15 protein-coding genes are annotated in these 13,304 nt (G+C 65.7%); 8 read left to right on the top strand and 7 right to left on the bottom strand.

The genetic code is table 11. The annotated features are described in order from the left end of the window. Positions 1-139: 139 nt before the first annotated feature. Positions 140-826, bottom strand: coding sequence for a hypothetical protein (locus NA5_RS03635; protein WP_062981872.1), 687 nt, complete (start codon positions 824-826; stop codon positions 140-142). A gap of 97 nt (positions 827-923) precedes the next feature. On the opposite strand from NA5_RS03635, the gene NA5_RS03630 reads away from it, so the two are divergent. Together NA5_RS03630 and NA5_RS03625 are read left to right on the top strand one after the other, a co-directional pair. Continuing rightward, a complete protein-coding gene (locus tag NA5_RS03630) occupies positions 924-1,202 on the top strand; it encodes an ArsR/SmtB family transcription factor (RefSeq protein ID WP_062982373.1) in 279 nt (92 codons plus the stop codon). Next, positions 1,202-1,591 (top strand): VOC family protein, encoded by a 390-nt coding sequence (locus NA5_RS03625; protein WP_062982371.1) that lies wholly within the window; start codon positions 1,202-1,204, stop codon positions 1,589-1,591. The genes NA5_RS03630 and NA5_RS03625 overlap by 1 nt, the downstream gene beginning before the upstream one ends. Before the next feature lie 3 nt (positions 1,592-1,594). Here the strand turns inward: NA5_RS03625 and NA5_RS03620 are convergent, their stop codons facing one another. Further along, on the bottom strand, positions 1,595-2,515 hold the full coding sequence (locus NA5_RS03620) for an LLM class flavin-dependent oxidoreductase (RefSeq protein WP_062981869.1): 921 nt from the start codon (positions 2,513-2,515) through the stop codon (positions 1,595-1,597). Between the two features lie 57 nt (positions 2,516-2,572). After that, a complete protein-coding gene (locus tag NA5_RS03615; RefSeq protein ID WP_062982369.1) occupies positions 2,573-3,082 on the bottom strand; it encodes a GtrA family protein in 510 nt (169 codons plus the stop codon). A gap of 193 nt (positions 3,083-3,275) precedes the next feature. On the opposite strand from NA5_RS03615, the gene NA5_RS03610 reads away from it, so the two are divergent. Further along, positions 3,276-4,079 (top strand): aldose epimerase family protein, encoded by an 804-nt coding sequence (locus NA5_RS03610; protein WP_062981867.1) that lies wholly within the window; start codon positions 3,276-3,278, stop codon positions 4,077-4,079. Between the two features lie 3 nt (positions 4,080-4,082). On the opposite strand, the gene NA5_RS03605 is transcribed toward NA5_RS03610, so the two are convergent. Further along, positions 4,083-4,835 (bottom strand): TetR/AcrR family transcriptional regulator, encoded by a 753-nt coding sequence (locus NA5_RS03605; RefSeq protein ID WP_062981866.1) that lies wholly within the window; start codon positions 4,833-4,835, stop codon positions 4,083-4,085. 105 nt (positions 4,836-4,940) lie between these two features. Between NA5_RS03605 and NA5_RS03600 the strand changes: the two genes are divergently transcribed. Both NA5_RS03600 and NA5_RS03595 read left to right on the top strand, forming a co-directional pair. Further along, complete coding sequence (locus NA5_RS03600) at positions 4,941-6,143, top strand: DUF418 domain-containing protein (RefSeq protein ID WP_062981864.1); 1,203 nt, start codon at positions 4,941-4,943, stop codon at positions 6,141-6,143. 19 nt (positions 6,144-6,162) lie between these two features. Beyond that, a complete protein-coding gene (locus NA5_RS03595; RefSeq protein WP_062981862.1) occupies positions 6,163-6,744 on the top strand; it encodes a P-loop nucleotide/nucleoside kinase family protein in 582 nt (193 codons plus the stop codon). Between the two features lie 69 nt (positions 6,745-6,813). On the opposite strand, the gene dapA is transcribed toward NA5_RS03595, so the two are convergent. Continuing rightward, the gene (gene dapA, locus NA5_RS03590) at positions 6,814-7,698 is read right to left on the bottom strand and encodes a 4-hydroxy-tetrahydrodipicolinate synthase (RefSeq protein WP_062981860.1); all 885 of its coding nucleotides are present in this window, start codon (positions 7,696-7,698) and stop codon (positions 6,814-6,816) included. A gap of 72 nt (positions 7,699-7,770) precedes the next feature. Here dapA and NA5_RS03585 point away from each other — a divergent pair, with 72 nt between their 5' ends. Then, entirely contained in the window at positions 7,771-8,658 is an 888-nt protein-coding gene (locus NA5_RS03585; RefSeq protein ID WP_062981858.1) for a LysR family transcriptional regulator, read from the top strand. Positions 8,659-8,709: 51 nt separating this feature from the next. Here the strand turns inward: NA5_RS03585 and NA5_RS03580 are convergent, their stop codons facing one another. After that, positions 8,710-10,200, bottom strand: coding sequence for a carboxylesterase/lipase family protein (locus NA5_RS03580; protein WP_062981856.1), 1,491 nt, complete (start codon positions 10,198-10,200; stop codon positions 8,710-8,712). 224 nt (positions 10,201-10,424) lie between these two features. Between NA5_RS03580 and NA5_RS03575 the strand changes: the two genes are divergently transcribed. Beyond that, on the top strand, positions 10,425-11,942 hold the full coding sequence (locus tag NA5_RS03575) for an FAD-dependent monooxygenase (protein WP_157110214.1): 1,518 nt from the start codon (positions 10,425-10,427) through the stop codon (positions 11,940-11,942). Positions 11,943-11,986: 44 nt separating this feature from the next. Here NA5_RS03575 and NA5_RS03570 read toward each other — a convergent pair whose 3' ends face one another. Then, positions 11,987-12,397 carry a nitroreductase family deazaflavin-dependent oxidoreductase gene (locus NA5_RS03570; protein ID WP_062981854.1) on the bottom strand — a complete coding sequence of 137 codons (411 nt, stop codon included), beginning with the start codon at positions 12,395-12,397 and terminating at the stop codon, positions 11,987-11,989. Between the two features lie 133 nt (positions 12,398-12,530). Here NA5_RS03570 and NA5_RS03565 point away from each other — a divergent pair, with 133 nt between their 5' ends. Then, positions 12,531-13,298, top strand: coding sequence for a trans-aconitate 2-methyltransferase (locus NA5_RS03565; protein ID WP_062981852.1), 768 nt, complete (start codon positions 12,531-12,533; stop codon positions 13,296-13,298). Positions 13,299-13,304: the final 6 nt, after the last annotated feature.

The raw sequence follows: 13,304 nt of genomic DNA, 5'->3' as shown, positions 1-13,304 counted from the left end.
AATGCCTCGACGACGCGATAACCCGCGCTCTCGGCCTCGCCCACGCCAGCGGCGGGGCGGGAACGAATTGGTGGCACGACCGCGGCGGACGCCGAGCGACGCGCGGCTGCGGTGCGAATTACTTAGTGCGCTGCTGGATTCAGTCCAATGGTGCCCAATCGATACCGTCCAGGCGGCTCCATTCGTCGCAGGCCCAGTCCCAGATGAGTTGGGCGACTGTCGCGCCGTCGGTCAGCGTGGCGCCGAGGCGTTGGTTGCGGATCGGGTGGTGTAGTTCGAGGGTGTAGTCGGTGGGGGAGTTGCGGCGGGTGTGGATGAAACTATCTGCGTCGTTTCGCTTTTCGGCGATCAGGAACGGGGTGGCGGCCAACAGGTGGAGTTGGCGAATCCAGTCGAAGATCTCGCGCTGGGTGAGTGAGGAGTATCGGTGTTCACCACCGATATCGATCGAGGCGTAGCGGCGAATTTCCGGGCTGGTCAAGGTGTTTGTTCGCGCATCGTAGATTTCATATGCGAAACCCGCGATGAGGGCTTCGATGAGCTCGCGCACCCGCGGCGCGGCATAGTCCATGGCGGAGCCGCGCGTCCTGCGGCGATCCACACTGTCGGCGGCGGTTACCCGGACCGAGTCTCCGGCCGCCTCGATCCGCAGCCTGGCATGCCGGGCGGCGGCCGGAATTCGGCTGTTCCAGCTGTGCAGTCCGGCGATGACAGTGCGGTAGAGGTGGTCATCGGCGGGTTGCCCGCGTCTGGATCGAAAGTAAGGAAGTACGTCCCCCGGCGATGCCGCCGCGCCCGCGGGCAGCACCACGAACTCATAGCTCATCAACCCAATTTAACTCGGCCACCGACACATTCGCCCGCCCTGTTTTCGCTTCGAACCTCACTTGATAGGCAAGTGGTTACTTGCCTATAGTGGTGTCGTGAGCGGCGATATCTTCAAGGCGCTGGCCGATCCCACGCGACGGACGATCCTCGACGAACTGGCCGATCGCGACGGTCAGACGTTGTTCGAGCTCTGCGCGCGGCTCACCATGGTGCACCAGCTCACCTCGAGCAGGCAGGCGATTTCGCAGCATCTCGATGTGCTGGCGGCCGCCGGTCTGGTGACCACGCGCCGGGACGGCCGGTACAAGTTCCACCATCTGAATCGAGAACCATTGCGGCGGCTCACCGACCGCTGGCTCCAGGAGGACCCATGATCCGCATCAATATCACCAGTGTTCTGGTCGACGATCAGGACAAGGCGTTGCGCTTCTACACCGAGGTGCTCGGCTTCGTGAAGAAGACCGAGGTTCCCCTCGGCGAGGCGCGCTGGCTGACGGTGGTCTCGCAGCAGGAACCGGACGGCGTCGAACTGCTGTTGGAGCCCGATGGGCATCCGGCGGTCCGGCCGTTCAAGGAGGCGCTGGTCGAGGACGGGATTCCGTTCACCTCGTTCGCGGTGGACGATCTGTCCGCCGAATACGAGCGGTTGCGCGGGCTCGGCGTGCGATTCACTCAGGAACCGCTCGATCAGGGACCGGTGGTCACCGCGGTGCTCGACGACACCTGCGGCAATCTGATTCAGATCGCCCAGCTGAAGAGCTGAGACTCAAGCCGTTTGGAGAATTGCCTCGGCGAGGAGATCCAGTTGGCGACCGGCCTGCAATGAGCCGATGCGCAGCACCAGATGCTGCGCACCCGCATCGATGTACCGCCCGAGCCAGTGCACGCATTCGTCGGCGGAACCGCCGAAATAGGCTTGAATCGTGGACATTTTATCCAGTGATCGGCGGTAGTACCGACGGACGTAGCCGTCTAGTTCGGTACGCGCGGCCGCGGCGTCCGGATTGATGTTGATGGTGGCGTAGAGGGCGGGGGTGATGCAGCGGGTGGTCTTTTCGCGCAGGGTGCGCCATGCGCGGGCGTAGGCGTCCGGGTCCGGTAGGAACGGCAGCCAGCCGTCGTAGTGGCGGGCCACCCGTTCGAGCACCCGCGGTGTGTCACTGCCCGCCAGCCACAGCGGGGGACCGGCCGGACTCGCAGCCGGGAGAGTGCGGGTCAGATCGTCGAGTTGCCAGTAGCGGCCGTCGAATTCGGTTCCGCCGGACCAACTCCGACGCCAGATGGCCACCGTTTCGTCCAGTCGGCCGACGCGTTGGTCGAAAGGCACACCGACAGCGGCGAATTCGTCGCGGCTTTCGGGGAGCGGGAATCCGGCGCCGAGGCCGAGGATCAACCGACCGTTGCTGAGCTGGTCGACAGTGGCGGCGGTGTGGGCGCCGAGCAGTGGATGACGCAATGTCGCGGTGAGCGCGGCGGTGCCGAGCCTGACGCGCCCGGTAGTGGCGGCGACGGCGGCGAGCAGCGGCAGCGGATCGACTCGGGTTCGTGCCAGCGGGGAATCGCCGATCCACACCGAATCGAAACCGGCATCCTCGGCGGCGCGCGCGAACCGGACCAATCCGGCGGCATCATGTTCACCGGTCATCGCGGTTTCGCGGCTGGGTAGCAGTAGGCCGATCTGGGTCATACCGGCGATCTTCGCCCCGGCTGCCGATCCGCGGCAATTACCTCGAAGGTAAGCGAGCTAGCGCGGTTCGAGCTCCGATTGGACGAGATCGTCGGGGAAGGCGTACCGCCGAAACGCCCAGTACCGGAACGCCATGGCGAGCAGCACGCCCAGAATCTGGCCGGTAATGAAATTCGAGACGGCCTGGGTGACCGGACTGACGTGCGGCACCCGAATATCGAGCACATACAGCGCAATCGCCTGCGGCAACAGCGTGACGCCGATACCGAGCGCACTGATCGCGAAAAACAGCGCCGCCTCGTGGTGCCGCTCGCGACCGCCCCTGGTCCGGAACGACCACTCCCGGTTGAGCACATAAGACACGATGGTCGCGATCAACACACCGAGCACGCGCGCGGTGAGTGGCTTCTCGCCGAGCACCGTCAACTTCAGCGCATAGACGATTCCGGTGTCGATGAACCAGGTGATCCCGCCCACCACGGCGAACTTCAGCAGCTCACGCCGCTGGATCAGATACGACCGGTACGGCTCCGGGATCCGGTCGAGCGCAAGCTGGACGAAGGACACGCCCCGCACTATATCCAGCAAATCCGTCACCTCACGTTTCCGACCGCCGATGCCGCCCTAACCCAAGCATGCCCGCGCCAGTCGCGCCAGGTAAGTCACCTCGAGTGATTCGGGCACGCCGCGTCGGTCAGCGTGACCGTGCTGCTCATGGCACTGTGTCTTATCTGACCCCATAGTCGGAGGAGGAACGCTCATGGTCGATGCAGGCAATTCCGGTGTTGTGCTGACCGCGGGCAAGGCGCAGGTCGGCATCGACCCGCAGAACGGCGGGCGGCTGACCAGTTTCCGGGTCGGTGAGCTGGAGCTGTTGCGGCAGGGCGCACGGTACGGCGCGTTTCCGATGGCGCCCTGGTGTGGGCGGATGGGATCGGGGCAGTTCCGGTACGGCGCGACGTTGCATCAGATGCCGATCAATGCCGATCCGCACGCTATCCACGGCACCGCCCGCGACCGGGCGTGGCATGTTCTCAGCACGACGGAATCCACCGCCGCGCTGAGCTGTGAACTCACCGACCCGTGGCCCTATCGCGGGCGAGTCACTCAGGAATTCCAGCTCGCCGAGCACTCGATCACCCTGACCATGCGGGTCGAAACCGCTGGCGAGCCGTTTCCGGCGCAGGTCGGCTGGCATCCCTGGTTCCAGCGAAATCTGGGCTCCGGCAAGGACGTCCAGTTCGACTTCACTCCCGCGTGGCAGGAGGAGCGTGGCCCCGACTATCTCCCGACCGGACGCCGCATCGCCCCGCAAGCCGGACCCTGGGACGACTGTTTCGGCATGCCCGATGGCACCACTGTCACCCTGACCTGGCCGCACGCCCTGGAGCTGACCATCACCAGTCCCGCCGAATGGGTCGTCGTCTTCGACCAGCAACCCGAGGCCGTGTGCGTGGAGCCGCAATCCGGTCCGCCCAACGGCATCAACACCCACGCACGACCGGTCACGGCGAGTGACCCGTTGGAACTGTCCACCACTTGGGCTTGGCGTCTACTCGACTGAGTCCTATCCGCCGTCGATCTCGGCGGCCACACCGTTGAGAATCAGTTCCAGCGCGAATACGAAGTCCTGGTCGGCCGCGTCGGTATCCCCGTCCGGTGGTGATTCGAACAGCGGGCTGGCGAACAGTGCGGCCGCCTCGGGAAAACGCTCGGGATCGACGAGGACGGCGAGCGTGCGGCGGTAGTTCCGATTGGCCTGCGCCTCGTCGAGACCGGTGCCGCGCCGTGCCTCGGTGATCTCCTGGGTGAGCAGACTGGCTTGCCGCACATGCCCGCTCACCAACATCAGGATGCCGACCTTGGTGGCCCAGTCGAGTCCGGTGTCGGCGAGTGCGCGCAGTGCGGCGTCCATCCAGTCGATCGTGTTCGGACCGCGCGGCGGCCCGGAGACCGGTATCTGCGGCAGCCACGGATGCTCGGCGTAGACCGCGCGCATCGCGTGCGCCCATTGCCGCAGCCCGGCCCGCCAGTCGAGGGGGCCGGTACCGAGATCCGGTGCCGGGCCGATGGCGAAATCGGCCATCAGCTCGAAGAGTTCGTCCTTGGAACCGACGTGGCGGTACAGCGCCATTTTCGTGAAACCCAGTGCCTGTGCGACCTTCAGCAGCGTGACCGCGGCGAGCCCGGAGCGATCGGCGAGATCCACCGCGGCGCGCACAACCCGGTCGACATCCAGTTCCGCCGGTCGTCCGAGGCGCGCGGGGGCCGGGAGTCGCCAGAGTCTGCCCAGGTCGGCGGGCGGCGCCTCGTCGGCCATGGCCTTACCTCCTCGGGATCAGCAATGCTTCGGGCGGATATTAGCGCCAGATATAGTATATGGTGGATAGTATCCCTTGGATACTAAAGATTTGCGGAGAACGTAATGACCGATCAGCTAGTCGCCCCGAGATCGCGAGTACACGACGTCGACGCTCTGCGTGGCTTCGCTCTGCTGGGCATCTTCATCGTGAACATCACCTTTATGGCCTCGGGTTATCCCGGCAATCTCGTGACCGACCCCGCATACACCTCCGTCCTCGACGACGCCGTGCGCGGACTGTCCGAGGTGTTCATCGAAATGAAGTTCTATCTGCTGTTCTCATTTCTGTTCGGCTACAGCTTCACTCTGCAGATGGAGTCGGCGGTGGCGGCGCGAACCGCCTTCGAACCGCGGATGCTGCGTCGCATCGGCGGCCTGTTCGTCCTCGGCGTGCTGCACATCGTGTTCCTGTATGCGGGCGATGTGCTCACCACCTATGCGGTGGCGTGCTTGGTGTTGTTCTGGATGCGCCGGGTCAGCGACCGAACCGCCTTGCGCGTCGCGGCGATTCTGTACGGCTTGGTCGTGGCGAGCCTGCTGCTCGGTGCGGTGTTCATCGACGCGTCGGCACTACTGCCCTCGACCGCGGAGGCGCAAGCCAATGCCGAGCGCGCGACCCAGGCCATGCTCGGCGGCTGGGGCGAGGTGATAGGCGAACACCTCGACGGCCTCGGACTCCTTGTCTTGCAAGCACTTACCCTGCAGGGACCGACCGCACTGGCCATGTTCCTACTCGGCATGGTCGCGGGCCGCCGCAAACTGCTCGCCCATGTACACGGCGATGAACCGATCCTGCGCCGAATCCAACTCATCGGCTTTCCCATCGGCCTCGCGGGCAGCATCCTCTTCGCGATCGGCGGCGGCGTCGGCCACACCCTCGCGGTAGCAATCAGTGTCGCCACCGCACCCCTGCTGACCGCCGCTTACGTGGCAACCCTGCTTCGCGTAATGCACAGCCCCCGTATGTCTTTCATTCGCACAGCCCTGGCTCCCGCAGGCCGCATCGCCCTCACCAACTACCTGGCCCAATCAGCCATAGGCCTACTGATCTTCACTGGCATCGGTCTAGCCACCGCAGGCACCTTCTCCCCCCTCGCCACCATGATCACAGCCCTGCTCGTCTTCACCCTCCAACTAGCCTCGAGCGCACTGTGGCTCCACTGGTTCCGCTACGGCCCCGCCGAATGGACCCTCCGCTGGATCACCAACGCCCACCGCCCCACCTGGCGCAAAATCCCGCCCGAGCCGGTGCTGAATCAACCATGAAGCCAGCAAGGATGACGGGATGACACAACGAGCGAAGGACAAACTCCTAGTTCTGGTCAACGGGCTACCCGGTTCGGGCAAGTCGACATTGGCGGCGCTGCTCGCCCGCGAACTGGATGCACAACTGCTGTCCAAGGACACAGTGAAAGAAGCCTTGGCGGAATACATTTCCCGGCCCGAGAACGTGCCCTCGCTCGGCGCGATCGCGATGGAGGCTGTCTGGGCGATGGCTACGGCGATACCGCAGACGGTGGTGATCGACTCATGGTGGTTCCGACCGCGCGACCTCGAGTTCGCGCGAGCGGGCATTCACCGTGTCGGCGCCGATCGGGCGATCGAGATCTGGTGTGACGCTTCCGTCGGGACGGCGCGGGCCAGGTATGCGCGGCGACAGCGTGCCGCGGTGCACAACGACGGGCTTCGCCTCGCGCGCGATTGGGACAAGTGGGCAGCGCACGGTCGACCGCTCGAACTGACCCCGGTGATCCGTGTCGACACCACGAAGCCGACGAATGCGGTCAGGCTCGGCGACGAGATCGGAATGGTCGCCGCTTCGGTCCATGCGGCCGGGGCGGGACAGTCGTCTGCGCACACTCGGTGATGTACGGGAGGAACTCGCCCGAAGGGCTGCGGGATTGTGAAACGCGTTGGGGTGCTGATGGATTGGCGATCAGGCTGGGATGGTTGTGGGGAGGGCTTCGAGGGCGGCGGCAGTGGTTTCGGGGGTGGCGGGGAGGAGGGGGAGGCGGACGGTTGGGGTGGGGATGCGGCCTTGGGCGGCCAGGGCGGATTTGATGACTACCGGGTTGGGTTCCGCGAAGAGGGCTGCGGACAGCGGTGTGAGGCGGTGGGTGAGGGTGCGGGCCTCGTCGATGGGGCCGTTGCGCCAGAGGTGGACCAGGGTGGCGAAATCGGAGGTGGCCAGGTGAGCGGTGGCGAGGATGGCGCCGGGAGCACCGAGGGCCAGGAGTGCGGCGGCGTGCAGGTCGTCACCGGCTAGGACGGTGATGTCGGATGGGTGGGTGGCCATGAAAGTGGTTGTGGTGTCGTCGATGCCGCCGACGGCGTGTTTGAAGCCGATGATGTTCGGAATGTGGGCGAGGTCGTGGAGGCTGTCGTGGCTGAGGATGCGGCCGGTGCGATGCGGGATGTTGTAGACGATGAGCGGCACTGGGCTGTGGGCGGCCAGCTGACGGAAGTGGGCAACGACGCCCGCTTCGGAGGGGCGGGTGTAATAGGGGACAACAGTAAGTGCGGCAGTGACGGTGGGGCCGAGGGCAGCGAGCGCTCGAGCCGAATCCGCAGTGGAGTTGGTGCCCGCACCGGCGATCAAGGCAGCGTCGCGTTCTCGGCAGACGGTGCCGCAGATATCGAGGACGCGGGCGCGCTCTTCCGAAGTGAGGGTTGCGGTTTCGGCGGTCGTGCCGAGTGCGACGATGCCGGTTGCGCCGTCGTCGAGCATCTCGTGAGCCAAGCCCGCCAGTGCGTCGGCGGCGAGTTCGCCATTGGCGTCGAACGGCGTGATCAGGGGGACGAAGAGGCCGGTGAGCGTCATGATTTCAAGACTGGCCCGCCGCGATACATCAGGTCCAGTTCACATTTCTTCCGCTGAGCATAAGCTGAACTGATGCTCGATGTTCGAAAGCTGCGCCTACTACGCGAGCTGGCCCATCGCAAGACGATCGCGGCGGTCGCGGCGGCGATGAGCTACACGCCGTCGGCGGTCTCCCAACAACTGACCGGACTGGAGCGGGAGGCAGGCGTACCACTGCTCGAACGAACCGGGCGACGCGTCACTCTCACCCCCGCCGCACTCACCCTGGTCGAACACGCCGAGACGATTCTCGCGGCCCTCGAACAGGCCACCGCCGACCTCGCCGCCGCCCGCGCCGCACTCACCGGAACACTGCGCATCGGCGCTTTCCCGACGGCCGTCGCCACCATCCTCGCCCCGGCTCTGGTCACCTTGAGCCATGACCATCCGCGCCTGGAATTGCTTGTGACAGAACTGGATCCGGCCACCGTCCCGGACGCACTCCGCACGGACACCCTCGACGTCGCGCTGGTCCAAGAGTACGACTACGTGCCCGCCGAACCCGATCCCGCCTTGGACACCGAGCCGCTCCTCGAGGAGACGATCTACCTGGCCGCCCCGACCGCGACACCGCTCGAAAACCATCGCGGCGCCTCCTGGATCGTTGGCACTCCCGGCACGCTCTGCCACACCATGACGATCCGGGCCTGCCAGGCGGCCGGATTCACCCCGCGGGTCCGCCATCACGTGGACGATTTCAGCACCGTCCTCGCCCTGGTCGCGGCTGGTCAGGGTGTCGCGCTCGTCCCCGAACTCGGTGCACTGACCTCACCGCCGAACATCGTGCTCACGGCTCTGCCCACCCGACGTAAAACCCATTTGGCCTACCGGCGCGGGACCGGACGACACCCGGCCGTGGTCGCCGCCCGCGCCGCCCTATGCGCCTCTGCCGCAACGATTTCCAGCACTCTCGACAAGTAGTGCTCACCATCAACTCCACCTGATCTCGATCGGCGGGATCCAATCGCCGTGTCAGGCGACCGACTTCCGCAACGCCGCCAATTCGTCCCCACGCGGATCACTCACCACACCCGACTCCGGACTATCGAAGATCTGCACCAACCGCGAATTCTCCTCGAAGCGCGCCCAACCCGGATCACCGGTCTCGGCGAATGCCACCCATGCCGAATGGATTTCGTCGGCGAGCGCCTGCGGTGGATTGGGACCGGTCAGGGTGTGCGCGCCCGCGAGCGCATCGAAGACGAAAGGCACCTCCAGAACATGACAAGCACCGAGCCCCTCGATGCCGGATGACCACGCGAACTCATAGGCGTAGCTGCGCGCACCCGCGGCGGCGATCGACTGCGCGATCCGCAGGGTGTCCGAGCGGAAGGCCCGATCGGTAATGATCGCGGCGAAGACATCCGCCGCAGTGGCACCGGGACGATTCGCAGCGTAGATATCCCCGAGCCTCGGATCGAGTCCGTAGCGGGTGAGGACCAAGGGCAGGGTCTCCGCGGTGATCCCGGCGGCAATACCGGTCGGGACGGTAAAGAACCGGAACTCCTCGGCGGTGCATCCGGCAATGAGTGGCACGGCCCGGTCAGGTTGCGCGGCGAGAACTTTGACGGGTTGCCCTTCGACCACCTCACCATCGATCACCGGAAGCAAACTCATGATCCCAATTCCGTTGGCGATGATCGACGACCCCCATCGCGCCGGATCCGGATCACTCATCAGCGCCAGCATGAGTGCGTCCTGCGCCGCGCGCAGCTCATCGGGACCCAGCTCGCCGAAATCTGCTGCGGTGGGGGTTATTCCGAGACTCGTGGCCAATTCTCCCGCGAGTTTGCGCGCATCCTCGACGGCCACCGCGGCGGATCCATTGCCGCTCTGCATGATCGCCTGCCGGAACAGCCCACGCGACAGCGGCGAAGCCATCAATGTCGCCACACTCATTCCGCCCGCCGACTCACCGAATATGGTGACCCGGTTCGGATCCCCGCCGAAGGCCGCGATGTTCTCCTGCACCCACCGCAGCGCGAAGAGCTGATCGTGCAACCCACGGTTCAGCGGCGCGTCCGGCATCGCCGCGAAGCCGGATATGCCGAGCCGGTAGTTGATCGAGACCAGCACGATCCCGTCGCGCGCGAACGCCGCACCATCGTAGATCGCCCTGGCATTGGACCCTCGGGTGAATGCGCCGCCATGAATCCACACCATGACCGGCAGCCCGGCACCGCCCGGATCCGGTGTCCACACATTGACATTCAGATATTCCTCACCCGGTATCCCGTCGCTGCCGATCAGCGCGTGGATCGGCGGGGGATAGGGGGTCTGCACGCAGGTCGCGCCATGGGTGAGCGCATCACGAACCCCTTGCCAGTCCGGCACTCGCGTCGGCAGCCGGAACCGCGCGGGCCCGACCGGCGCCGCCGCGTACGGCACTCCGAGAAATGCACTGACACCGGCGGTCGTCCGGCCGCGGATCTTGCCGCCGGTGACGGAAACAATCGGTTCCATGAATCTCCTTCGCTCGACTCGATTCTCTACGCGCCACCCGGTGTCGGACCACAGTTTCGAGCACCTCGCAGAACTTCCGCGGCGAAACCGTCATGGGCGCATGGGGCGTCTCCGGCGTGGCTTCGTCGCCGTCGATCGACTCCACTGCGGCGTTCGGGCGCGACGCAAGGCGCATGCAAGGCGATGTAAGCCCGCCGCAATCGCCCATCGGCAGAGTCGAGTTCATGAACGAGACATTCGATGTGGTCGTCGCCGGTGCCGGACCGGTCGGACTGATGCTGGCCTGCGAACTTCGCCTCGGCGGCGCCGAGGTACTGGTGGTCGAGCGGCTGACCGCACCCGATATGACGATCAAGGCCGGTGGGATCAATGTGCCGACCGCGCAGGCCTTCTACCGTCGCGGCATGCTGCCCGACCTGCTCGAACAGCAGAATGCGACGGTGCAGCGCATCCGGGCGGCGGGTATGTTCCCGAACGCCTCGGGTCAGCGCCTGCCGATCGCCGGTCATTTCGCGGGCATCATGCTGCGCACCGACGAAATCGATTTCGACGATCCGGTTTTCGCCGAACTCGGCCCGGGCGCCGAGGCGGTGCTGGTGGCCCAGCAGGCCATCGAGGCGATATTGGCTCGCCGCGCCGCCGAACTCGGCATCGACGTCCGGCGCGGTAGGGAGTTGACCGAATTCGATGATGACGGAACCGGTGTCACCGTCCACCTCGGTGACAGCACTGTCCGCGCGGACTGGCTGGTGGGCTGCGACGGCGGCCGCAGCACCGTCCGTAAGCTGGCCGGATTCGACTTCCCCGGTCTGGATCCCGAGATCACCGGCCATCAGGCAGTCGTCGAAATGACCGGCGCGGAAGGCTTGCGGCCTGGCTGGAACACCACCGAGACCGGGATCTACACCAGTGGTCCGACACCGGGTCGGATACTCACCGTGGAACTCGACGGTCCGCCCACCGACCGGACAACGCCGGTCACCGCGGCCGAATTACAGGCCAGCCTCCGCGCGGTGTCGGGCGTGCCGGTCGAGGTCACCGCCGTGCATACGGCAACGCGGTTCACCGATAACACCCGCCAGGTCACCGACTATCGCAAGGGCCGTGTGCTGCTCGCCGGCGATGCGGCCCATGTGCATTCGCCCTTCGGTGGGCAGGGACTCAATCTCGGCGTCGGCGATGCGGTCAACCTCGGCTGGAAATTGGCCGCGGTGGTGCGCGGCGATGCGAGTGAAACCCTGCTCGACACCTACACCACGGAACGTCATCCGGTCGGTGCGTGGGTGCTGGAGTGGACCCGCGCACAGGTCGCGCTGATGCGACTCGACCAGCGCAGCAAGGCATTACGCGAGGTGATGACCGAACTGCTCGCCACCCGCGACGGTAGTACCGCGATCTTCAAGAAGATCTCCGGCGTACTGCACCGCTACGATCTCGGCGGTGGCCACGAGCTGGTCGGCGCGCTCACCCCGGACATCGAACTGTCCGACGGCACTCGGCTCGGTGCGCACTTCACCGACGGCCGGGCAATCCTGTTGGACCTGGCCGACTGCGCGGAGCTGCGAACGATCGCTACACCATGGGCGGACCGGGTTCGCATAGTGACAGCGAAACCCGTTGCACCACGCGAGCTTTCCGCGATGCTGATCCGACCGGACGGTTACGTGGCCTGGGCCGCCGATTTTGGCGCTCGCGATGGCCTTGCCGAAGCGCTGCGCCGCTGGTTCGGCGACAAATCCTGATCGGCTGGTGCCAGCCCGGACATAACAGACCGGGCCGGCAGGCATCAGGCCTCTCGGCGATAGACCGCGACGACCGGAATCACCCGAGACGTATTCGCTTGATACTCACCGAAACCCGGCATGATCTCGACCATCCGCGCATACAGTTCGTCGCGTTCGGCGCCCGTCACCACCTCGGCCTTCGCCGGATAGCTCTCGGCACCGATCTCAACGGTGAATTCCGGATTCGCGCGCAGGTTGTGGTACCAGGCCGGATGCTTGTCGGCACCGCCGTTCGATGCGATGAGCACGATCCGTTCGCCATCGGGGAGGTAGACCAGCGGGCTGGTGACCTGGCGGCCGGATTTGGCGCCCGTCGTTGTGATCAGCACCATCGGCGCGCCCTCGAACATGCCGCCGACCTTGCCCGCATTGGCGCGGAACTCGTTGATCACCTGTGCGTTGAAGTCGTTCACTGCACTCCCATCGATTGTTTTCCGCACCAACCCACGGATCGGCTCGGAAATTCCGGCCCGCTCCTTGCCGAACCCGCCGACCAGGAATACAGTACGTGCGTACGGTTTGGTTGAATCGATCTTGGAGCCGCCGATGTGGGATCCCAAGAAGTACCTGGCCTTCGATGACCACCGCTCGCGCCCATTCTTCGAACTGCTCGGCCGAATCGGTGCCGAGAATCCGCGCCGCGTCGTCGATCTCGGCTGCGGCCCAGGACATCTCACCGCCTCGCTGGCCGAGCGCTGGCCGGGCGCGACCATCGAGGCATCGGATTCGTCGCCCGAAATGGTCGCTGCGGCAAGGAGTCTCGGCATCGACGCGCGACTCGGCACGGTGCAGGACTGGCGACCGGCACCGGATACCGACGTTGTGATCAGCAATGCCGTACTGCACTGGGTGCCCACGCACACCACCCTGCTGCCGCAATGGGCGCACGCGCTGCCTGCGGGCGCCTGGCTCGCACTGCAGGTTCCCGGCAACTTCGACGCCCCGTCACACCGATCGATTCGGGAGCTCGCGGGCCGCGACGAATGGCGCGACCGGCTCGCACCCGCAGGCATCCTGCAACCGCGCGATGTCCTGGACCCCAGCGGATATGCCCAGCTGCTCACGCTCGCGGGCTGCCAGGTCGACGCATGGGAAACGACTTACCTGCAACGACTCTCGGGGGAGGATCCGGTACTCGACTGGGTCACCGGAACGGCCCTGCGTCCGGTGCGCAACGCACTCGACGACACCGACTGGCAGGACTTCACCGCACAACTGGCGCCGCTCTTGCGCGCTGCCTACCCGCGCCAACTCGACGGCACCACCTGGCTGCCGTTCCGAAGGGTCTTCGCCGTGGCACAAAAGCCCCGCTGAGCACGC

It is taken from the genome of Nocardia anaemiae NBRC 100462 (assembly GCF_001612725.1).
GTDB lineage: Bacteria > Actinomycetota > Actinomycetes > Mycobacteriales > Mycobacteriaceae > Nocardia > Nocardia anaemiae.
Note: the sequence above shows the minus strand (reverse complement) of the source record. Positions and strands in the feature narration are given on the sequence as shown.

Bases quoted from the DNA above. Each gene is read 5' to 3' on its own strand.
- NA5_RS03605 (WP_062981866.1), bottom strand. From the start codon at position 4,835: ATGGCCGACGAGGCGCCGCCCGCCGACCTGGGCAGACTCTGGCGACTC.
- NA5_RS03585 (WP_062981858.1), top strand. From the start codon at position 7,771: ATGCTCGATGTTCGAAAGCTGCGCCTACTACGCGAGCTGGCCCATCGC.
- NA5_RS03635 (WP_062981872.1), bottom strand. From the start codon at position 826: ATGAGCTATGAGTTCGTGGTGCTGCCCGCGGGCGCGGCGGCATCGCCG.
- NA5_RS03600 (WP_062981864.1), top strand. From the start codon at position 4,941: ATGACCGATCAGCTAGTCGCCCCGAGATCGCGAGTACACGACGTCGAC.
- NA5_RS03575 (WP_157110214.1), top strand. From the start codon at position 10,425: ATGAACGAGACATTCGATGTGGTCGTCGCCGGTGCCGGACCGGTCGGA.
- NA5_RS03595 (WP_062981862.1), top strand. From the start codon at position 6,163: ATGACACAACGAGCGAAGGACAAACTCCTAGTTCTGGTCAACGGGCTA.
- dapA (WP_062981860.1), bottom strand. From the start codon at position 7,698: ATGACGCTCACCGGCCTCTTCGTCCCCCTGATCACGCCGTTCGACGCC.
- NA5_RS03580 (WP_062981856.1), bottom strand. From the start codon at position 10,200: ATGGAACCGATTGTTTCCGTCACCGGCGGCAAGATCCGCGGCCGGACG.
- NA5_RS03610 (WP_062981867.1), top strand. From the start codon at position 3,276: ATGGTCGATGCAGGCAATTCCGGTGTTGTGCTGACCGCGGGCAAGGCG.
- NA5_RS03565 (WP_062981852.1), top strand. From the start codon at position 12,531: ATGTGGGATCCCAAGAAGTACCTGGCCTTCGATGACCACCGCTCGCGC.
- NA5_RS03620 (WP_062981869.1), bottom strand. From the start codon at position 2,515: ATGACCCAGATCGGCCTACTGCTACCCAGCCGCGAAACCGCGATGACC.